This window comes from Tumebacillus sp. BK434 (assembly GCF_004340785.1).
Classification (GTDB): domain Bacteria; phylum Bacillota; class Bacilli; order Tumebacillales; family Tumebacillaceae; genus Tumebacillus_A.
Genome location: NZ_SLXS01000002.1, coordinates 767,199 through 787,360, shown reverse-complemented (window position 1 = coordinate 787,360; position 20,162 = coordinate 767,199). Strand labels below are relative to the sequence as shown.

Below are 20,162 nucleotides of genomic sequence, written 5' to 3'. Positions count from 1 at the left end.
CGAGATCCCCTTTATCAGCGGTTATATAATCGGACATCAATTTCATTATAGAAAAGTTCCTCCAATCTTGCATCCCCTTCCCTGCAATTTCCTAGAAAAAACACCCTTCGCTGCGTCCGAAGGGTGTTGTCTGCGCTAGTTTTGCTGGTTGACGGGCACCTCTTTGACTTCATCCGTCTTGCGGTTGACCAGCAGGCGCCAGTTGTCGCTGCTCCCCGCCTTCAGCTCGATCCAGTCCGCTTGCTGATGCGGTGCGATTCCCGTGGTCGTCAGTTCGAACAGGTGCCGGTCGATGTGCGCCACGTCCGCTTTCGACCACAGCTTGTGCGGAGCTTCCCCGTCCCGCCCGGCTCTCCACAGCTCCAGCGTGCCGTAGCGCATCTTCGAGGAGGTCAGCGGTTCATACGGCTCGTTCTCCTTGTAAACGGAGATCAGATAGGCATAGTCGCTGCTGCCATAGCGGATGATCTGCGGTTCGCCGCCCGTCTGCAAGATCGGGATGGTCTGCCGCTCCCGAATGCTGTAGCGGTAGAACGCACTTTTGTCGAAATAATGAACGAAGTCGCCGTCGATGTCGTACGTTTGCAGCGAACCGTCCTGCGAACGGGCGATCTCGCGCCATTCGCGCCCGGTGTCGCCTTCGACGAGCAGTTCAATCCCATAGCCGTTGTCGATCACAACCGACTGGTAGTAATTGCGCGCGCGGTTGTAATAGCGCTCGCCGGTTTCGAGCAGCACTTCCACCTGACCGGTCTTCCATTCCGCCGCCACGATCTGCTGTTTTTTGCTGTGCGGATCGCGCTGTGCATACAGCAGTTTCGCCGGCAGCACGTTCCATGCCTGCGCCCACATCACCTCGCCGGTCGTGTCGATCTTCTGCGTCGCAAGCGTTTGGGTATTCAAGAGATACAGATCATCCCGATCCTCTCCCTTGGCAGACTTAGCGGACGTGGAGTACAGCGCGATGTACGCTCCGTGCGCGTCCAGATAAGCGACGCGGTCATCGCGGTCGATCTCGAACAGCTTCGTCCGCCTGCCATCCTCAAACGCATATACCGTGCGGTCATCGTAAACGAGGTCAAGGCCGCTCTCCAGATTCACATGCACCACCTCGAAGCCCAGCGAGCGGTAGTGATCGACTTTTTGCTGATAGGCATCCTGCGAGTAGCGGGGAGGCACGGCTCCCGGCTGCCCCTCCGTCTGCCAGTGGCTGACTTGCACCGGGATCAGCACCGCCAGTGCGGCCACCGCCACCCCGGCCAGCCCGGCGATGAACAGCTTCCATCGGTCCAGCCACTGCCCGCGCCGCCCTTTCTGCTGCACCGTCGCCCAGGCAGCGGCCCGCTTGCTGGCCAGCTCGAAGTCGCCCGGTTCGCTTTTCACATGCTCAAACGCCCTTTCTAAGCTTTCAGGCAGTCCGGCTCGATCTTGCATTTCCGTTCTCCTCCCCGCTCCCAGATTTCCCGCAGCTTGATGATCGCGCGATGGGTCAGCACGCGCACCCGCGTGTCGTTGGTGTTCATGATGATCGCCGTGTCGGCGACCGAAAAGTCATGCAGGTAACGCAGCACCATCACTTCCCGATAAGCGTCAGACAGCTGCTCCAGCGCCGCATAGAGCTCGGCGGTCAGCAGACGCTGCTCCCACTCCTCCTCCATCGTGTACGTTTGCGCTGTTAGATCCTGCTCATACTGCTCGGCGATCTGCTTGCGCCGGAAGAACTTGCGCCACATCGAATTGAGCTGGTTGTGGGCGATGGCAAACAGCCAGGTTTTATAGCCGCATTCCCCGCGAAATTTTTCAAAATTGCGATAGGCTTGGATAAAAATATCTTGAACGAGATCTTCGACCTCTTCCTTGCGCTTCACCGATTGCATGACGAAGCGGTACACATCTCCGTAATGCTCGTTGTACAGATCACGGAAGATCCGTTCCGTCTCACCTCTCACGCCCTCGCCCCCTCTCTGTCTATTGGTGGTCGCGACTCCAGCATCCGTTTCACTTGCAGCAAAAAAAAAGAAACCGGAGCGGCCGCCCCGGTTTCATCATCGATAATTGCGTTATGCATGTACGGAAATCAATTGTTCGCCGATCCCGCGAATGTCGCCGGCGCCCATCGTCAGCACAAGGCCGGCCTGGCTGGCGCGCTGTTTGAGAATCCATTCGGTGCCTTCTTCCAGCGTGTTGACCAGATGCACCGTCTTGCCGCGCTCAGCGATCTTCTCGGCGAGCAGGTTGGTCAGCTCTTCCGCCCGGTCGCCCGTTTCGCGCGCCGACTGGTAGACCTTGACCAGCATCACTTCATCCGACAGCATCAAGGCGTCGGCAAATTCATCGAGGAACGCCATCGTCCGCGAAATGGTGTGCGGCTGGAACACGGTGAGCAGGTGATCGTGCGGGAACGAGCGTTTCACCGCTTTCAGCGTCGCTTCGATCTCGCTCGGATGGTGGGCGTAGTCATCGTACACTTCCAGCCCGCCGATGCGGCCGAGGTAGTCGAAGCGGCGGTAGACCCCGCCAAACTCGGCGAACGACTCCTGCACCGCCGCAAACGGAATCTCCAGAATCCGCGACAAGGTGATCGCCGCCAGCACGTTCAAGACGTTGTGCTCGCCGATCGCGCGGACCTTGACTGCGCCGAGCAGCTGCCCGCGCTCCCACGCGAGGAAGCTCAGCGTGCCGCGCTCTTCATTGACGTCCGTCGCATAGATGTCATTCGTATGATTCAAACCGAAATAGTGAACCTTACCTTTGGAGACCAGCTGTCTGCACAGCGCCTGGTCGCCCCACGTGATCAAGGCGCCGTCTGCCGGCACTTTGTCCACGAAAGTCTGGAAGGCTTCGAACACATCGTCGATGCCGGAAAAATAGTCCGGGTGATCGAAGTCGATGTTGTTGATGATCGCAATCTTCGGCGCATAGTTGTGGAAGCTGCGGCGATACTCGCAAGCCTCCGCCACCATGTGGCCGAAGCCGTAGCGGCCATTGGAACCGATGTTGTAGTTCTTGCTGCCGATGATGGCCAGCGGATCGAGCTTGGAAAAAAGCAGCATGTTCGCGATCATCGAAGTGGTGGTCGTCTTTCCGTGCGTTCCGGAGACGGTGATCGCCGATTCTGCGCGCCCATCCATCAGACGGCCGAGCAGCTGCGGATAGGTCAGCACTTCGATGCCGAGTTCCTTTGCTTTTTTGATCTCGATATGATCATCTCCGTAAGCCGGAGAGTGGCAGACGATATCTGCATCTTGCACGTTTTGCTCAGACGGGCCGGTGACCTGCGTGATGCCAGCCTGGCGCAGCAGTTCATCCGTGAAAAAGACCGCGTCTGTGTCCGAACCGGTCACCTCGCAGCCCATGCGTGCGTACACTTGTGCGAGCGCACTGATCCCTGAGCCTTTGATTCCCACGAAGTGAATTTTCTGCACTGGACGTACCTCCCATGATCCTCTCCCAAACGCCGCGACGGGCAAATTGGGGACAACAGTCTTAGTATGGGCAAAACGGGCTGAAATTGCAATTGTAGATTTATTACAATCATGTGACCGGAGGTTTCTGCAGCGGGAATAGGAAGCGGAACCGCACCCCTGCGCCTTGTTTGCCAGTTACCTCCACCTGCGCATAATGATCATGCATCGTGTTGAAGACCATGGTCAGCCCAAGTCCCACACCGCCGTCTTTCCGCGAGAAAAACGGCGTGCCAAGCAGATGCAAAAGCTCCTCCGGAATGCCTTCCCCATTGTCCTCCACTTCGACGACCAGCGTGTCTGCCTCGCGTTTATGGCGCAGGATGATCGTCGGTTCCTCCGCATCCTTCACCGCTTCGACGGCGTTTTTGATCACGTTGAAAAAGGCCTGCTTCAGCGTCTCTGCGCTGCCTTCGATCAGCACGTCCTCATCTGCCACTTCCAGCACGAACTTCTTGTCATACAGGCTGTCGGCAAACAGCTCCGCCACCGAGGTCAGCACATAATGCAACGAGACGGGCCGCTTCGGCGCCTGGGGTTTGTTCGGCTTGGCGACATCGAGCATCGTGTTGATCGTCATGATCCCGCGGTCGAGCTCCTGCATCGCCAAAGTCAAAAAGTGGTGCGGCTGCGTCTCCATCAACAGCTGCAGGAAGCCGCGCGTCGAGGTCAGCGGGTTGCGCACCTCATGGGCGACACCGGCCGCCATCTGGCCGATCGAGGCCAGCCGTTCCGTGTCGAGGCGGCGCTTCTGCTCGCTGAAGTAGCGCTCTTTGATCGCCATGTAATGGGTCATGTAGTTTTGCAGCGCCAGTTCGCATTGATTGTTGAACGCTTCCGCCAGTTCGAGGCTCTCGCGGCTGGGCAGATGCTCCCGCTCCGCATAGTCGATGAAGTAGGTGAGCAATGTATGCCGGAACATCCGAAACCGTTCCACCGCTTCATCGACCGGCACCCCTTGCATCGCCCGTTTTAAGGAGCAGGCTTTGGCCCATTCGATCATGTTCGCCGTGTTGTTTCCGGAAAACGACTGAAAGACGATGTTCAGAAGCTCCTCCGCTTCTTGTCGCAACACCGTCTCGTAAAACTTGTCATCCATATGATAAAAGAAATTCTGATTCTCCTCGTGGCGGTCGTTCCACCAGCGGTAGGTAAATTCTTGGCTATGCAGCATCATATATGCACGGAACTTCTCAATCGTTACCATGGCAAGCTACCCCTTGTAGTTACATTTCGTCATCCGATATGATTCATTACTTTATAGTATAAACGATTTCGACAAATAGATGCTTGATTCGACAAAATTTGTGGTTGGCGAAAAAAAGAGGACACCCCTAAGGGTGCCCTTTGCCGGCCGATTTAGCCACCGGTTCCACATGAATGTGCACATATTCGATCTGTTCTTTATCAAATAAGAGCTGCTCGATCTGCTCGGTGATATCGTGAGACTCGCCTACGGTAAGCTCAGCATCGACACCGATCACAGCGTCGACATATACGTTGCTGCCGTACGTGCGCGCTTTGATGTCGATGATCGAATGCACCTGCGGCACGTCTAAAATCATGTCTTCCAGCACTTTCAGATGCGCTTCATCGTACCCGTCGGTCAGCGCGTGCGCCGCTTCCCGGAAAATCTCATAAGCAGTTTTCAAAATGATCACCGCGACGAACAGAGCTGCGATCGGGTCGAGCCAGTGCAGCCCGAACTGTGCGCCCAAGATGCCGACGAACGCCCCGATCGACACGAACGCGTCGGAGCGGTTATCCGCTGCGGCCGCCAGCACGGCAGACGATTTGATGCGCTTGCCCAGCCGCAGATTGTATTGCGCGACGATCAGCATCACGCCGGCTGAGAACAGCGCCACCCACATCGAAATGGGATTCGGCACTTCAAAATTGCGGTTCACCATGCTCTGGATCGCATCCCACAGCACGTTGATGCCAACGCCCGCCATGATCAGCGCGGCGATGAATGTCGCCACCGTCTCCGCGCGGTAATGGCCGTACTTATGATCTTCATCGGGCGGCTTGCGGGCGATGCGCAGTCCGACCAGCACAGCGACAGACGCCACGATGTCGGTCGAGTTGTTCAGACCGTCGGCAAACAGCGCCTTCGAGTCGGAAACGTATCCGACGAACAATTTGAGTGCAGACAGTACCAGATACGCTACGATGCTGATCCAGGCGCCGCGTTCGCCCTGCTTCATCATCGCTTGTTTGTCATCCATCATCTCCGCTCCCATCTCATTTGACTCTGCATGTAAGATGGTACCCTCTGCACCCCGTTTTAGTCTACGGAAACGTTGTTGGACACGGGCAACAATGTCCTCCTCCCCCCGTCCCTGCACGCTCAATGAATGTCACCGCCCGTCAGCTCCGGCCCTCCGTCATGTTTGCCGACGCCGTCCCGCTCCATCTTGTCGCGCAGCTGTTCGACCATATAGCGGCCGAGCATCTCGTACAATTCCTGGCGGCTCATCTCGCCAATGATCTCCATCAGGTGGTCTTTTTCCAGCTCTTCTAAGATGCCGGAGACGATGATCACCACATCTTCCTCATCGCCGACCAGTTGCTCCCGGTAGTGGTTGTAGAGATCGTTTACGAACTTCATCGTCATCCGCCCCACGCTCCTTTTGCGAAAAGCTGTGCTTGACGTAGTGTCCCCGTTTTTCCTGAAAAAATTTCTTACATATCTTTCTGTAGGTTTTTATAAAGATGACGTAGTTTTCAGTCTAGTATGAATAGTGCCAGGGGGTGTCCTCATGATTCAATTCCATCAGATCAACAAACATTACGGTTCTTTCCATGTGCTCAAAGACATCGACCTGCACGTCAAAGCGGGCGAAGTGGTCGTGATCATCGGCCCGTCCGGCTCCGGCAAAAGCACGCTGCTGCGCTGCATCAACCGTCTGGAGACGGTGACCAGCGGCGAACTGCTCGTAAGCGGCATGAAGGTGAACGAGAAGTCCACCAACATCAACAAGTTGCGTCAGGACATCGGGATGGTCTTTCAGCACTTCAATCTCTATCCGCACATGAGCGTCTTGAAAAACATCACGCTCGCCCCGATCAAAGTGCTGGGCGTCTCCGAAAAAGAGGCGCTGGACACGGCGATGCACTATTTGCAGAAAGTCGGCATCCCCGAGAAAGCCAACGCTTTCCCGTCTCAGCTGTCCGGCGGCCAGCAGCAGCGTGTAGCGATCGCCCGCGGCTTGGCGATGAAGCCGAAGATCATGCTGTTTGACGAGCCGACCTCGGCGCTCGACCCGGAGATGGTCGGCGAAGTGCTCGACGTGATGAAAAGCCTGGCCCGTGAAGGCATGACGATGGCGGTGGTCACGCACGAGATGGGTTTTGCCCGCGAAGTGGCCGACCGCGTCGTGTTTATGGACCAGGGGCAGATCGTCGAAGAGGCGGCGCCCGATGAATTTTTCGCCAATCCGCGCGAAGAGCGGGCGCGCCAGTTTTTAAGCCGTTTGATGAACCACTAAAGGAGGTAACTCAGTATGACCAAATGGAAAAAGATCTTCTCCACCGTGTTCGTCTCGTCGCTCACCGCCGCCTTGCTGGTCGGCTGCGGCTCCGATTCGTCCGCTCCGAAAGACAATGGCGGTGACACGCCGTCCGCATCTGCCACGCTTACAGCGATCAAAGACCGCGACAAGCTGGTCGCCGGCGTCAAATACGACACCAACCTGTTTGGCCTAAAAGACCCGGCGAGCGGCAAGGTCGCAGGCTTCGACATCGACATCGCCAAAGCGCTGGCCAAGGAACTGACGGGCGACGAAAACAAGATCGAATTCAAGGAAGTCACCTCTTCGACCCGCATCCCGATGCTGAACAAAGGCGACATCGACATCATCATCGCCACAATGACGATCACCGAAAAGCGCAGAGAAGAAGTCAACTTCTCCGATGTCTACTTCCAGGCCGGGCAATCGCTGCTCGTGAAAAAAGGCTCTGACATCACCGGCGTCGACAAGCTGGACGGCAAGACGGTGCTCGCCGTCAAAGGTGCCACCTCCGGCAAAAACGTCAAAGAAAAAGCGCCGGGCGTGAAAGTGCTGGAGTTCGCCAACTACGCCGAAGCGTTCACCGCGTTGAAATCGGGCAAAGGCGACGCGCTGACCACCGACAACTCGATTCTGCTCGGCATGGCTGCCCAAGACCCCAACTACGTGCTGGCTGGCGACCCGTTCTCCGATGAGCCGTACGGCATCGCCTCCAAGAAAGGCGACGACGAGTTCACCAAGACTTTGAACGATTTCCTCAAGGGGCTGAAAGACTCCGGCGAATACAACAAGATCTACAAGAAATGGTTCAAAGAAGACCCGAAGTAAGAAATGGAGCTTGGAAGCAAGCAATCTTGAAAGCAAGGAGCTTCGGCTCCTTCTTTTTGTAAAAGCGAGGTGACCGCTATGGAGTTTTTTGATCCTGCGATCTTGACTGAGTACTTTTCGGATTACTTTTTGATCGGCTATAAAAATACGCTCTTGGCGTCGTTTTACGCCTTGATCGGCTCTTTTCTCCTCGGCGTCATCATCGCCGTGTTCCGCATCGCGCCGGTCAGGCTGCTGAACTGGCTTGGCGCGGCCTATGTGGAAGTGATCCGCAACATTCCGATCCTGATTCTCGTCTATGTCTTTTACTCCGGCCTGCCCGCCTTGAACATCGACCTCGACGGCTTTGCGGCCGGGACGATCGGTCTCGCCATCTACACCTCGGCGTTTATCGCCGAAGCGGTGCGCGCCGGCATCCAGGCGGTCCCGCGAGGCCAGAGCGAAGCGGCGCGCTCCTCGGGGCTGTCCTACCTGCAGACGATGCGTTACATCGTGCTCCCCCAGGCGATCAAGATCGTCATCCCGCCGCTGGGCAACCAGTTTCTCAACCTGGTCAAAAACTCTTCGGTGCTCGGCATCGTGGCCGGGCTCGACCTGATGTACAACGCTGACCTCGTGATCAGCGACTCGTTCGACACCTTCTCGCCGTACATCATCGTCGCCCTGCTCTACCTGACCATGACCATTCCGCTTTCCATCTTCGTCAACTACCTCGAACGCCGCATGGCGCGGTCGAACTAGAAGGAGGGATTGAACGATGGACTTTGCCGGAACGTACCAATCTGAATTTGTCAGCTTTATGCTCAAAGGCTTCCTGCTCACGCTGGAAGTGGCTGCGATCTCGATCGTGCTGTCTTTCGCGGTTGCCATCCTGATCGCCATACTGCGCTACATGAAGATCCCCGTGCTTTCACAAGCGCTGTTCCTGTGGGTGGAAGCGATCCGCAATCTGCCGCTCTTGTTGATCATCGTCTTCATGTACTTCGGCCTCGAGCCGTTCCAGATCTCCCTGACGCCGAAAGTCGCCGTGATCTGGGCCTTGGTCATCTTCGAATCGGCGATGATCTCGGAGATCGTGCGCAGCGGACTCAACTCGATCGACAAAGGTCAGACCGAAGCGGCGCGCTCCTCCGGCCTGACCTACGTGCAGACCATGCGCTACATCCTGCTCCCGCAGGCGTTGCGCCGGATGATCCCGCCGACGGTGTCGCAGTTCATCTCGCTGCTCAAAGACACGTCGCTCGCCACCGTGATCGCCTTGCCGGAGCTGTTGCACAGCACGTCGATCGTCTACGCCCAGCACGTCTCCTACGTGTTTCCGGCGATACTCTTTGCCGCCTTCCTCTATTTTGCGGTCAACTACCCGCTTTCGCTGGTGGCGCGCCGTCTGGAAAAACGGCTCAGCACCTGAACGCAACGCCATTCCCATGATAAACTGATGGGAATCGGCGTTTTTTTCTGAACATACATTCTGATGAGACGCGCTGTACCAGAAAGGGGTGTCCCGATGACGATCATGAATCGTCTGCTCCTGCTCGTCCTGATCATGGCGGCGACCGCCTTTTTTGGCGAGCTGAAGATGAACCCGTTCGGTTCGCAGTTCCGCTTTTCGCTGGGCACCTGCGTCTATTTCTTCGGCTTGATCTGGTTTCGCCAGCTCCGGCCGTTTCAGACCGGGGTGGCCGTCGGGCTGTTTTTGCTCCTCTTCCGCTCGCTGCTCGACGTCACCCAGCATGGCGGCACGTTCTGGAGCTACCTGCCCGACCATCTGCCCTCCACCGTCTACTACCTGCTGTTCGCTTCGTTTCTCGCCGTGACCAACCTGCGCAAACGGCTGGACAACCCTTTGCTCGTCGGCATCACCGGGACGCTGGGCGACCTGCTCGGGAACATCGGCGAGCTGTTGACCCGCAATGCGCTGGGCGCCGACCATTCGCTCGGTCCGCACATCTTGCTCGTACTCCTGCTGTTCGGCGCGCTCCGCTCCTTTTTTGTCGTCGGCTTGTACAACATGCTGATGATCCGCCAAGTGCGGGCGCTCGGCCAGCAGCAGCAACAGCAGATCGACCGCCTGCTGCTGATCAATTCCTCCTTATATGAAGAAGGCTTCTATCTGCAAAAATCGATGCTGCACATCGAGGAGATCACGCGCAGCTCCTATGGGCTGTACAAACAGCTGATGGAACTGGAGAAAAAAGGGCAGCTCGCCCCCGCCTTCTCCCACCGCGCGCTGTTCATCGCCGAAGAGGTGCATGAGCTGAAAAAAGACTCCCAGCGCATCCTCGCCGGGCTCGACAAGCTGATCAAGCAGGAGTCGCTGCGCGACCGCATGCCGCTCATGCAGTTGAACGAGCTGGTGATCGGCGCCAACGCCAAATACGCCGAAATGCTCGGCAAAGAGATCGAGTTCAGCACGCACACCGACATCAACCTCGGCACGACGCGCATCTACCCCCTGCTCTCGATCCTGAACAACCTCACCGCCAACGCCGTAGAAGCGATCCCGCACAAGGGGCGGGTGGGGCTGGAGGTACTGCTGCACGATTGCAGCATCGAATGGCACGTGTGGGACGACGGACCCGGAATATCGGCAGAAGACTCCGAATATATATATCAGCCTGGCTACACCACCAAGTATGATTCCTTGGGCAACCCCTCGACCGGCATCGGGCTGTCGCACTGCCAGGACTTGGCGGCGATGCTCGGCGGGTCGCTGACCCTCGTGCAAGAAGACGGTCTGACACGCTTCATCATGCGCATGCCGACCTATGCACTGCTGATCAAAGAGAAAGGAAGGTAACTCGCGATGCGCTATTTTCTGATCGAAGATGATGCGGCGACAAGGCGCATGCTGGAGAGGATCGTCACCAGTGAAGAGCTGGGCGTGATCATCGGAGTCGCCGCCTGCGGCTCCCAAGTCACGATCGGCGATGTGGCAGAGGCGGACATCGTGTTGATCGACCTGCTGATGCCCGGCCGCGACGGGATTGAAACGATCCGCGCCCTGCGTGAACAGGGCTATGCCGGACGGTTTGTGATGATCTCGCAGGTCGAAAACAAAGAAATGGTCGCCGAAGCCTACCTGAGCGGCGTCGACACGTTTATCCACAAGCCGGTCAACCGCTTTGAAGTCTTGTCCGTCCTGCGCCGTGTCGCCGAACACCGCCAGTTGGAACAGTCCCTGACCTCGATTCGCCGCTCGCTGTCCGCCCTCGACGCCGCACAGCCGGCCGTCGCCATGCAGACCACCGTCCGCACGTTCGACGCCTGCGCCAGCGACCTGCTCTCCCGGCTCGGCATCTCCGGCGAAGCGGGCGCGTCCGACCTCGCGCGCATCTTACACTATCTGCGCCGCCAGGAGTCGCTCGGACATCAACTCGCCCACGACCTGCCGACACTCAAAGAGCTGTACCAGTCGGTCCTGCAAAGCGACAGCCCAACGACGTGCGCCGAACAGCTGCAGCGCGAGATCAAAGCGATGGAGCAACGGCTGCGGCGAACGATCTTGCAAGCGCTCGGGCATATCGCGTCGATCGGGCTGACCGATTACGCCAACCCGACGTTTGAACACTATGCGCCGCGCCTGTTCGAGTTTCAGGAAGTCAGGCTGCGGATGACGGAGCTCGAAGAAGGCGAGCGGACGACGAAATGCCGCCTGAACATCAAAAAATTTATCTCCGCGCTGTATGCGGAGACGAAAGCACAGCTCGAAGCCTGACAGACAAAAAGGCGACAGGGATCCTACTCGTCAACGAGTTGCGGACATTCCCTGTCGCCTCTTCAGCTGGCATTCAATTGTCGGCTCCATCACTTCGGCTGTTTACCTCCAGAGATTTTTTGTGGAAATACTTCGTACATGATCAGTTCGCGCCGCAGTTCTTCGAGACGTGCTTTCACGCGGCCGATCTCCTCGTGATTCTGCGCGCTCATCGCGTCTTGCAGCGAGACCAGCTCGTAGTCCAGCTCCAGCCGCAACACCGGAATCCGCTCGGCGATCGCCCGGCTTTTGAACGCTTGCATCACATCTTCGCTCGTCACATGAATCGGCTTCTCGTACACAACTTTTTTGCGTGGTCCGTTGAGTTCCATAATCGATTGCGCCTCCCCGTTTTTAATTTTGGAAATCAGGATCGGGCCTTCGGTGAAATGTTTGATCACCGCACACCCTTTGGCTCGGATCAAGGTGAATTGAAACGCGTGGATCAGCCCGGCGTCCTGCAGGTGATACGTGCCGGTCAAGATGAAGGTGCCGGCCTTTTGCGCGAAGCAGAACTCCTGCCGCTGCACCGGGGTGGCAACGGTGAGGATCACTCCGTCCCGTCCGTCCCGCCAATGCATCGAGGCGCCGCTCTGCGCCAGCTTCCCCATGAACTGCTCGAGGTCTGCCCGCTTCAATTCCAAGTTGACATCGCAGTATTCGGCTTCCCGGATCTTCTCCGTCAACAGCATCCCCCTCCTTTGCTTTTATTATACTCAATTTTCTGAATTTTTGCTATCATGCATTGCTGCGTATTATCGGATTCGCAGGAAGAAATGGCCTTTTGGCGGTCAGGTGCAAAAAGAGGCGGCCGCCCATGACGACCGCCGCAGTTGCTAGCGTGTGCTGATGCTCAGATCTCCGCTCGACGTTGCGATGCGCACTTCCGGCCCGCTGTCGCCGATCTCCGCCACCAGTTGGTGATCGTCGCGCGCTTTGACCGTCATCGGAAAATCGACTGCCGCCGAGCCGGACGACGTGTTGAAGCGCAGTTTGAAATAGGCGCTGTCCGGCAAAGCGAGCCGCACATCGCCCGAATCTGTCCGCAGGTCGAGCCCTTCTTGCAGCGCGGTCATCGCGAGGCGGATATCGCCCGACGAAGCATGAGCGCGCACTGGGCCCGACATGTCAAGCAAGCTCAGGTTGCCGGAGCTCGCCTTCGCAACCGCTTGGCTGCCCGACCAGGTGCGCAGACCAATATCGCCCGACGCGCTCTCCAGCACCAGCTCCCCGGACAGATTTTGCAGCACCTGGTCGCCAGAGGAACTGATGAATTGCATCTTCTGCCCTTTCAAGTCTTTCGCTTGAATGTCGCCAGAGGAGCTTTGCACCGTCATTTGTTCCGCGCGCAGACCGGCGAGCTGCAAATCGGCCGAAGCTGCGGTGACCGCCAGCTGTGCATAGAGTTTTTCCGGCAGGCGGACCTCGAAACGCACGTTGCGCGCGTCATAGATGCCGATCTGGAACTTGCCTTCCCGCCGCAGTTCCACCTTCAGCACATCACCTTCCAAGCCGGCAACCAATTGGTAATCATGGTCGCCGAAGCCGCCTTGGATCACTTTGCCTGTAAAGTCGATATGTACGCTGTCATCATTTGAGGGCAGCAGATGCAGGTCAGCGCTGTCGGTCTGCACCTGCACCGAGCCGACCTTCTCTCCCGCGAACGTTTTATGCTCATCATACTGGCGCGTTTCACGGTTGATCCAGGTGTAGGCGCTGATTGAAGCCGATAGGATCAGCAGACCGAGGATCACCGCCGCCGTGATTTTCAATGCTTTCATGGTCACTCCCCCTCCCCCTAATTAGACGCAGATGTTGGCAAAATTACTTCATTCTTGATTAAACAAAAAGCACCTCTTCGCCCATGCGGGGAAGAGGTGCCAGTATCTGACTTGCAGATCGCTTACAGGGTGACCGCTTTGTATGCGTTGACGCGGCCGTTGATCCAGTAGGAACCGGTGCCGGTGATCTTGTCAGCCGTGCTGTTGATCTTGTTGACGATGGTCGCCGGGGAAGCGGAAGTGCCGTAGCGTGCCCAGACCAGACCTGCCACGCCTGCCACGACCGGAGTCGCCATCGAAGTACCGGACATGGTGGTCATGCCGCCGCCACGAGCGGTGGAGTAGATGGCGTTGCCCGGTGCTGCGATGTCTACCCAAGTGCCGTACGTGGAGAAGGAAGCTTTTGCGTCGGTGCTGGTGGTCGCAGCGACAGACAGCACGTTCGAGTAGTTCGCCGGGTATTGAACGGCGGTGTTGCCGTTGTTGCCGGCAGCAGCTACGATCACAGCGCCTTTGCTCCATGCGTAGTTGATGGCCGTTTGGAAGGTGGAGGAGAAAGCGCCGCCGCCAAGAGACATCGAGATGACGTTCGCGCCGTGGTCAGCTGCCCAGTAGACGCCGTCGATGATGTCAGAGGTATAGCCAGAACCGGCGGAGTTCAGAACCTTCACCGGCATGATGCGAGCGTTCCAGTCCACGCCAGCACCGTTTTTGCTGTTGTTGGTGGAAGCGGTCGCGATCCCTGCGCAGTGCGTGCCGTGACCTTGGTCATCGTTCGCGTTGGTGTTGCCGCTGACGAAGTTGTAACCCGCAATGATTTTGCCGGACAGGTCCGGATGCGTGAGGTCAACACCGGTGTCTACGATCGCGATTTTTACCGCGGTGGAACCTTTTTGGTAGTCCCAAGCTTGCGGAGCTTGGATCTTCGGCAGGTGGTATTGGGAAGCGTAGGACGGATCATTCGGCGTTACGTTGATCGACATGACATGGTCGATCTCAGCGTATTCCACGTTCGGGTCAGCTTGCAGTTTTGCCAGCGCTTCCGAAGCTTTGCCGTTTTTCACTTTCAGGACTTTGTCGCCGTTCTTCAGGGATTTCTTCACGTTTGCGCCAGCGTTCGATGCAACCGCTGCCGATACGTCCGATTTGCCCGCTTTGAACTTGACGATGATCTGGTCGGAGAGACCTGCCACCGCTTGCGGTTGTACTTCCGGTTTTGCTTCCGGTTGTGCAGCCGATACACCAGCTGCCGGCAGCAGAGCTGCGCCCATTGCAATCGCCAGGATTGCGCCGGATACTTTGTTCAGTTTCGCCATTTTTATGGCCCCCTTTATTTGTTTTCGCGGAATTCGTGTTCCGCTTACAAGTTGAGTATAGAGTGAAAGTGACAGTGAAAACAAATCACCAGAAGTCCGATATAAGAAAGTAATCACACTTTTCCGCCCGTTTTTACCAAAAATCTAATTTTTTCATATATTTTTTTAAAATTATCGAATTCGTTTATAAAAAGAAGAGGCCCCCTGAAATTCAGGGAGCCTCTTGCTGTAATAGTATCGGAGATTACATCGTAACCGCTTTGTAAGCGTTGACGCGGCCGTAGATCCAGTAGGAACCGGTGCCCGCGATCGCATCAGCAGTCGATGTGATCTTGTTGACGATGGTCGCCGGGGAAGCGGAAGTGCCGAAACGATTCCAGACCAGACCTGCAACACCTGCTACAACCGGAGTCGCCATCGAGGTGCCGGACATGGTGGTCATGCCGCCGCCTTTAGCGGTGGAGTAGATAGCGTTGCCCGGTGCCGCGATGTCTACCCAAGTGCCGTAGGTGGAGAAGGAAGCTTTCGCGTCAGTGCTGGTGGTAGCAGCAACGGACAGTACGTCGTTGTAGTTCGCCGGGTATTGAACGGTGGTGTTGCCGTTGTTACCAGCAGCAGCTACGATGACAGCGCCTTTGCCCCATGCGTAGGTGATTGCCGATTGGAAGGTGGAGGAGTAAGCGCCGCCGCCCAGGGACATGGAGATAACTTTCGCGCCGTTATCAGCAGCCCAGCGCACGCCAGCTTCGATGTCGGAAGTGTAGCCGGAACCAGCGGAGTTCAGAACCTTCACCGGCATGATGCGAGCGTTCCAGTCAACGCCAGCGCCGTTGGTGCTGTTGTTGGTGGAAGCGGTCGCGATCCCTGCACAGTGCGTGCCGTGACCGTGGTCGTCGTTCGCGTTGGTGGTGCCGCTTACGAAGTTGTAACCAGCAACGATTTTGCTGGACAGGTCCGGATGCGAGAGGTCAACACCGGTGTCTACGATTGCGATTTTAACCGCGGTAGAACCTTGGTTGTAGTCCCAAGCTTGCGGAGCTTGGATCTTCGGCAGGTGGTATTGGGAACCGTAGGACGGGTCGTTCGGCGTATAGTCGATGGTGTAGATGTGGTCGAGTTCTGCGAACTCAACGCTTGCGTCAGCTTGCAGCTGAGCCAGCACGTCTTCCGCTTTTTTGCCTTTTACTTTCAGAACTTTTGCGCCGGTGGAGAGGGTCTTCTTCACGTCAGCGCCGTGTGCTGCAGCAACTGCTTGAGCAACGTCAGATTTGCCAGCGGCAAACTTAACGATGATCTGGTCAGTGCCGGTCACGTTTTCGATCTTTTTCGCCGGTTTTACGTCCGCTTGTGCAGCGGATACGCTTGCTGCCGGCAGCAGGGATACGGTCAGAGCTACTGCTACGAACGCACCAGAAAGCTTGTTGAACTTCGCCATTTTTAATGGCCCCCTTTATTTATATTGTGTGAAGGTTTTGTCACCTTCTGGTTTCATTGTATTCGTTGTTATTTACTAATACAAATGCCGAGTTATTCAAATACCTATGCCATTGAAGCCGTTTTCTTCGCAAATCGCTTGTTTTCAACGTTTTTCGTTCTTATCTAAGAATTTTATTATTTATTTATCTATAAAACGACAATTTTTGTTAGTAGATTCTTCCGAATCCCATAATTTTATGTTTAATTTTTAAAATACTAAAAAACACAATAAAAAAACACCCCTGGAACAAGGGGTGTTTGTCAGATCTTGCGATTTATCGCACCCGACGCAGCGGTTAGATCAGGTTGAGACGCCCGTATTCCCAATAGGTGCCGGTGTACGGGATCGGGATGGCCAGTTCGATCAGCTTGTTACGCACTTGCAGGTTGCTCATGTTGCCTTGCCAGAGCAGCGAGGCCGCGCCTGCCGTCACCGCTGCGGCCTGTTCCGTTCCAGTTTTGTGCTCCATGCCACCGCCAAGCCTTGTCGAGTAGATGTACGTGCCGGGCGCTGCGAGGTCCACCCACAGCCCGCGGTTGCTGCGGTACCAGATCTTGTCGTCCGGGTCGGTCGCAGCCACGGAGAAGACGTTGGCATAGGCGGCCGGATAGCGCGGCGTCGAGCTGCTGTTGTTGCCGGCGTTGGCGACGAGGAAGCTGCCCTTTTGCCAGGCGTAGTTGACGGCCGACTCCATGGAGGACGTGCGCCCGGTCGTCGTGCCCGGCGTGATGCTGATCACATGCGCCCCGTGATTTGCCGCCCAATAGATCGCCTCGGTGATCGTCGACGTATAGGTGGACCCGTCCTTGTCCAACACTTTCAGCGGCATGATGTAGGCGCTGGCATCGACCCCTTTGCCGCCGGTAAAGTTGTGCGCGGCGGCTGCGATCCCCGCGACGTGCGTGCCGCTGCCCAACTCGTCGTCGGCGATCGTGTCGCGGTTGACAAAGTCGTACCCCGGTATGATTCTGCTCCTCAGGTCGGCGTGGCTGTAGTCCACCCCGCTGTCGATAAAGGCGATCGTGCGATACGTATGGTCGTATTTCCAGAGCTTGTCGGCGCCGATAAACTCCTGGTGCCATTGATATTTATATTCCGGGTCGGGATACAACAATTTCGGGAAGATCTTGATGTCGCGCTCGATCAGCTTGATGTACTTGGCGTCGCGAAGCTTGTCCAGCCAGTAATCAACTTCCCCCGGCTTTACATAGAAGATGTGCCAGTTCTCCACGCCTTCCCCGAGCGGCTGCACCGTTTCGATGCCGTACTCGGCCGCCACCTCTTTTGGATTGATACCATCTTCGATCTGTACGATCAAGCGGTCATCCGCATAGATGACTTTCTCCTCTTCCTCCGCCTGCACCGGAGCCGTCGTAAAGACGGCTGCTGACGACAACACCGCCAGCGCAAGCAACGTTTGGGTCATTTTGTTTTTCAACATCTTCGCTCTCCTCCTGGTTCAGTTTAGAATCCGTATACCGTTTTGAATGCGTTGACACGGCCAAACGCAGCGCCTGCGATCGGGTCGACCTGGGTCAGGACGCGGTTTTGCACGGTCGTGTTGCTGTAGGAGAGGTTGCACGACCAGCCGAGCGTCATCACGCCGGAGACGATCGCGGCCGAGTAGGAAGCGCCAGAATAGGTCGCGATCCCGCCGCCCATCTTGGTCGTGGTGATGTTGATGCCCGGCGCGCCGATGTCGATGTAGCTGGCGTTGATCGACGGAACGTCTGTGGACGAGGTCGCCGTCACGCCAACCACGTTGGCATACCCGGCCGGATACGACGGGTTGGCATAGTCGTCCGCCGCCGCGACAATGATCGCGCCTGCGTTATAGGCATAGTTGATTGCCGCTTGCATCGCCGACGAATAGCTGCCGCCGGCCAGCGACAGGTTGATCACGTTCGCTCCCTGATCGGCCGCGTAGTAGATGCCGTTGATGATGTTCGACGTGGTGCCGGAGCCGGATGCGTTCAGCACTTTGACCGGCAAGATCTTCGCGTTCCAGTCCACGCCGGCCGTACCGATACTGTTGTTGCCGTACGCAGCCGCCACACCGGCCACCGCCGTGCCATGCCCTTGGTCGTCATCCGCATTGGTGTCGCCGTTGACAAAGTCATAGCCGGTCAGGACCTTCCCGATCAGATCGGGATGATCCACGTCCACTCCGGTGTCGAGGATCGCGATCTTGCGCATCGACGAGCCCTGCGTGAAGTCCCACGCCTGCGGGGCTTGAATTTTATTGAGATACCACTGGCTGCTAAAATTCGGGTCGTTCGGCGTCGTCGTCAGGATGCTCACTTCCTGATCGGCTTCCACCAGTTCCACATCTCCGTTTTGCTTCAGCTTGTCCAGCCAGAACGAGAGCTTGCCCGCCGGTACTTGAAAGACGTGCCAGTCGCTCTTGCCGAGCCGCTTGCCTTTTTGCACGCCCGCTTTGGCTGCGATCTGGTCCGCATTTTTGCCATGCTTCACTTTGACCAGAATGCTGTCTTTGCCTTGCTCGACATAGGTGACAGACGCAGCCTGCACCGGTGCCGCTGCAGACAGCGCCAATCCGAGCGCAAGCGTTGCACCCAGCGCTCCGTACCATTGTTTTTTCATTTGACTTCCTCCCTTTTTGTTTAATTTGTTACAATTCAATTATACATAAAATGAATGAAAAAGCACCCTGCTTCATCAGCAAGGCGCTTTTTCTTCGGACGATCACCAGTTTTGCATGTTAGGGCTTCCCATCTCTCTCTGTTTATGTAGTCGCTGTGACGACTTACAGGATTCAATATATGGCCGATTTAAGGATATATGCTATTCCTGCATCAATAAAAAGGCTGCAGGGAGTTGTATGCATTCACACGTCCGTACCAAAAACTTGAACCAGCCCCTGCGACCTGCTCCGCTCCGGAGAACAAGCGGTCGCGCAGCTCTTCATTGGACGCGTCCGGATAGGCCGCCCGGATCAGTGTCGCCAGCCCGGCCACCTCGGCAGCAGCCATCGACGTGCCGGACATGGTGGTCATCCCGCCGCCCCGCCGGGTCGAATAGATCGACGCGCCGGGCGCCGCCAGATCGACCCACGTGCCGCGGTTGGAAAAATAGGAGAGGGCATCGCTGCCGTCCGTCGAGGCGACCGAGATCACATTGCTGTACGCGGCAGGATAGGCGTACTGATAGGAGCTCCGATTGCCAGCCGCCGCCACCACCAGCCGATCGCTGCTCCACGCGTAGTTGACCGCATCTTGAAACGCCAGCTGGTAGCCGCCGCCGTCAAACGCCAGGTTTAAGACGTCCGCCCCTGCATCGACAGCAAAATACATCCCGTCGAGGATGTCTGACGTATAGCCCTGCCCGTGCGCATCCAGCACTTTCACCGGCATGATCTTCGCTTGCGGGTTCACCCCGGTGCCCAGCACCCCGTTGTTGCCGATCGCCGCCGCGATTCCGGCGCAGTGTGTGCCGTGCCCTTGGTCATCGTCAGCCTGCCAGTCGTCGTTGACCGCATCATACCCGCTGACGATCTGCGCCGCCAAGTCGGGATGCAGCAGGTCGACGCCGGTGTCGAGGATCGCCACCGTCTGCGCGGTCACGTCTTGACCTGCACTTTTACGTAACCCCCATGCCCGCTCCAACTGCAGGCTTTGCAAATGGTACTGGCTATCGTACGACGGGTCGTTCGGTGCCTCGCTCATCCGCATCACATAGTCCGGTTCGGCCGCCAGCACGTCTCTGTCCTTCGTCAGCTTCGCCGCGTAGACGAGCGCCTCCCCGTCCGGCACAGCGACCAGCTTCCAGTCGGAGCGCCCGATTTTCTTTTTCAAGGTCAGCCCGTACTTCGCCAGCACCTTGTGCGTTTTGTCGGCGCGCACTTTGAGCAAGAACCGGTCAGGATGAACTTCCTGCTCCACCGGCTCCTCCCCATCGTGGATCAAAAACTGGCTTTGCAACTCTGCAGCCGAATGCGCCGGAAGCAGCACTCCCGCCAGCACCAGCACGGCGAAAAGCTTTGCAGTTCGCTTCGCATCGGCCATCT

19 protein-coding genes are annotated in these 20,162 nt (G+C 57.0%); 6 read left to right on the top strand and 13 right to left on the bottom strand.

Annotated elements, in window-relative coordinates:
* Positions 1-135: 135 nt before the first annotated feature.
* From EV586_RS07815 to EV586_RS07790, 6 genes are all read right to left on the bottom strand, one after another.
* Complete coding sequence (locus EV586_RS07815) at positions 136-1,434, bottom strand: hypothetical protein (protein WP_132944502.1); 1,299 nt, start codon at positions 1,432-1,434, stop codon at positions 136-138.
* The gene (locus EV586_RS07810; RefSeq protein ID WP_132944501.1) at positions 1,401-1,949 is read right to left on the bottom strand and encodes an RNA polymerase sigma factor; all 549 of its coding nucleotides are present in this window, start codon (positions 1,947-1,949) and stop codon (positions 1,401-1,403) included. Before EV586_RS07810 ends, EV586_RS07815 begins: the two co-directional genes overlap by 34 nt.
* Before the next feature lie 111 nt (positions 1,950-2,060).
* A complete protein-coding gene (gene murC, locus EV586_RS07805; protein ID WP_165898418.1) occupies positions 2,061-3,425 on the bottom strand; it encodes a UDP-N-acetylmuramate--L-alanine ligase in 1,365 nt (454 codons plus the stop codon).
* A 109-nt stretch (positions 3,426-3,534) separates the two neighbouring features.
* On the bottom strand, positions 3,535-4,671 hold the full coding sequence (locus EV586_RS07800; RefSeq protein WP_132944499.1) for a two-component system sensor histidine kinase NtrB: 1,137 nt from the start codon (positions 4,669-4,671) through the stop codon (positions 3,535-3,537).
* A gap of 127 nt (positions 4,672-4,798) precedes the next feature.
* Positions 4,799-5,692 (bottom strand): cation diffusion facilitator family transporter, encoded by an 894-nt coding sequence (locus EV586_RS07795; protein WP_481937755.1) that lies wholly within the window; start codon positions 5,690-5,692, stop codon positions 4,799-4,801.
* A 122-nt stretch (positions 5,693-5,814) separates the two neighbouring features.
* Positions 5,815-6,081 (bottom strand): DUF6154 family protein, encoded by a 267-nt coding sequence (locus EV586_RS07790; protein ID WP_243652966.1) that lies wholly within the window; start codon positions 6,079-6,081, stop codon positions 5,815-5,817.
* Positions 6,082-6,226: 145 nt separating this feature from the next.
* Between EV586_RS07790 and EV586_RS07785 the strand changes: the two genes are divergently transcribed.
* The 6 genes from EV586_RS07785 to EV586_RS07760 all read left to right on the top strand — a co-directional run bounded on the left by EV586_RS07785 (position 6,227) and on the right by EV586_RS07760 (position 11,522).
* Positions 6,227-6,955: an amino acid ABC transporter ATP-binding protein gene (locus EV586_RS07785; protein WP_132944497.1), complete on the top strand. Its 729-nt coding sequence runs from the start codon at positions 6,227-6,229 to the stop codon at positions 6,953-6,955.
* 15 nt (positions 6,956-6,970) lie between these two features.
* Complete coding sequence (locus EV586_RS07780) at positions 6,971-7,804, top strand: transporter substrate-binding domain-containing protein (RefSeq protein WP_132944496.1); 834 nt, start codon at positions 6,971-6,973, stop codon at positions 7,802-7,804.
* 78 nt (positions 7,805-7,882) lie between these two features.
* Complete coding sequence (locus EV586_RS07775; protein ID WP_132944495.1) at positions 7,883-8,545, top strand: amino acid ABC transporter permease; 663 nt, start codon at positions 7,883-7,885, stop codon at positions 8,543-8,545.
* A gap of 16 nt (positions 8,546-8,561) precedes the next feature.
* Positions 8,562-9,215, top strand: a complete 654-nt coding sequence (locus EV586_RS07770) for an amino acid ABC transporter permease (protein ID WP_132944494.1) — start codon at positions 8,562-8,564, stop codon at positions 9,213-9,215.
* A 96-nt stretch (positions 9,216-9,311) separates the two neighbouring features.
* The gene (locus EV586_RS07765; protein ID WP_347812670.1) at positions 9,312-10,604 is read left to right on the top strand and encodes a sensor histidine kinase; all 1,293 of its coding nucleotides are present in this window, start codon (positions 9,312-9,314) and stop codon (positions 10,602-10,604) included.
* Between the two features lie 6 nt (positions 10,605-10,610).
* A complete protein-coding gene (locus EV586_RS07760) occupies positions 10,611-11,522 on the top strand; it encodes a response regulator (RefSeq protein ID WP_132944493.1) in 912 nt (303 codons plus the stop codon).
* 89 nt (positions 11,523-11,611) lie between these two features.
* Here the strand turns inward: EV586_RS07760 and EV586_RS07755 are convergent, their stop codons facing one another.
* The 7 genes from EV586_RS07755 to EV586_RS07725 form a co-directional block, all read right to left on the bottom strand.
* Positions 11,612-12,247 (bottom strand): hypothetical protein, encoded by a 636-nt coding sequence (locus EV586_RS07755; RefSeq protein ID WP_132944492.1) that lies wholly within the window; start codon positions 12,245-12,247, stop codon positions 11,612-11,614.
* Between the two features lie 150 nt (positions 12,248-12,397).
* Positions 12,398-13,342, bottom strand: coding sequence for a DUF4097 family beta strand repeat-containing protein (locus EV586_RS07750; RefSeq protein WP_132944491.1), 945 nt, complete (start codon positions 13,340-13,342; stop codon positions 12,398-12,400).
* A gap of 122 nt (positions 13,343-13,464) precedes the next feature.
* Positions 13,465-14,658: a S8 family peptidase gene (locus EV586_RS07745; RefSeq protein ID WP_132944490.1), complete on the bottom strand. Its 1,194-nt coding sequence runs from the start codon at positions 14,656-14,658 to the stop codon at positions 13,465-13,467.
* 244 nt (positions 14,659-14,902) lie between these two features.
* The gene (locus EV586_RS07740) at positions 14,903-16,093 is read right to left on the bottom strand and encodes a S8 family peptidase (RefSeq protein WP_132944489.1); all 1,191 of its coding nucleotides are present in this window, start codon (positions 16,091-16,093) and stop codon (positions 14,903-14,905) included.
* Positions 16,094-16,430: 337 nt separating this feature from the next.
* Positions 16,431-17,576 (bottom strand): S8 family serine peptidase, encoded by a 1,146-nt coding sequence (locus EV586_RS07735; RefSeq protein ID WP_132944488.1) that lies wholly within the window; start codon positions 17,574-17,576, stop codon positions 16,431-16,433.
* 23 nt (positions 17,577-17,599) lie between these two features.
* Positions 17,600-18,739: a S8 family serine peptidase gene (locus EV586_RS07730; protein WP_132944487.1), complete on the bottom strand. Its 1,140-nt coding sequence runs from the start codon at positions 18,737-18,739 to the stop codon at positions 17,600-17,602.
* Positions 18,740-18,951: 212 nt separating this feature from the next.
* Positions 18,952-20,160 (bottom strand): S8 family peptidase, encoded by a 1,209-nt coding sequence (locus EV586_RS07725; RefSeq protein ID WP_132944486.1) that lies wholly within the window; start codon positions 20,158-20,160, stop codon positions 18,952-18,954.
* Positions 20,161-20,162 lie beyond the last annotated feature (2 nt).

Bases quoted from the DNA above. Each gene is read 5' to 3' on its own strand.
- EV586_RS07815 (WP_132944502.1), bottom strand. From the start codon at position 1,434: ATGCAAGATCGAGCCGGACTGCCTGAAAGCTTAGAAAGGGCGTTTGAG.
- EV586_RS07800 (WP_132944499.1), bottom strand. From the start codon at position 4,671: ATGGTAACGATTGAGAAGTTCCGTGCATATATGATGCTGCATAGCCAA.
- EV586_RS07795 (WP_481937755.1), bottom strand. From the start codon at position 5,692: ATGGATGACAAACAAGCGATGATGAAGCAGGGCGAACGCGGCGCCTGG.
- EV586_RS07790 (WP_243652966.1), bottom strand. From the start codon at position 6,081: ATGACGATGAAGTTCGTAAACGATCTCTACAACCACTACCGGGAGCAA.
- EV586_RS07785 (WP_132944497.1), top strand. From the start codon at position 6,227: ATGATTCAATTCCATCAGATCAACAAACATTACGGTTCTTTCCATGTG.
- EV586_RS07780 (WP_132944496.1), top strand. From the start codon at position 6,971: ATGACCAAATGGAAAAAGATCTTCTCCACCGTGTTCGTCTCGTCGCTC.
- EV586_RS07775 (WP_132944495.1), top strand. From the start codon at position 7,883: ATGGAGTTTTTTGATCCTGCGATCTTGACTGAGTACTTTTCGGATTAC.
- EV586_RS07770 (WP_132944494.1), top strand. From the start codon at position 8,562: ATGGACTTTGCCGGAACGTACCAATCTGAATTTGTCAGCTTTATGCTC.
- EV586_RS07765 (WP_347812670.1), top strand. From the start codon at position 9,312: ATGACGATCATGAATCGTCTGCTCCTGCTCGTCCTGATCATGGCGGCG.
- EV586_RS07760 (WP_132944493.1), top strand. From the start codon at position 10,611: ATGCGCTATTTTCTGATCGAAGATGATGCGGCGACAAGGCGCATGCTG.
- EV586_RS07750 (WP_132944491.1), bottom strand. From the start codon at position 13,342: ATGAAAGCATTGAAAATCACGGCGGCGGTGATCCTCGGTCTGCTGATC.
- EV586_RS07745 (WP_132944490.1), bottom strand. From the start codon at position 14,658: ATGGCGAAACTGAACAAAGTATCCGGCGCAATCCTGGCGATTGCAATG.
- EV586_RS07740 (WP_132944489.1), bottom strand. From the start codon at position 16,093: ATGGCGAAGTTCAACAAGCTTTCTGGTGCGTTCGTAGCAGTAGCTCTG.
- EV586_RS07735 (WP_132944488.1), bottom strand. From the start codon at position 17,576: ATGTTGAAAAACAAAATGACCCAAACGTTGCTTGCGCTGGCGGTGTTG.
- EV586_RS07730 (WP_132944487.1), bottom strand. From the start codon at position 18,739: ATGAAAAAACAATGGTACGGAGCGCTGGGTGCAACGCTTGCGCTCGGA.
- EV586_RS07725 (WP_132944486.1), bottom strand. From the start codon at position 20,160: ATGGCCGATGCGAAGCGAACTGCAAAGCTTTTCGCCGTGCTGGTGCTG.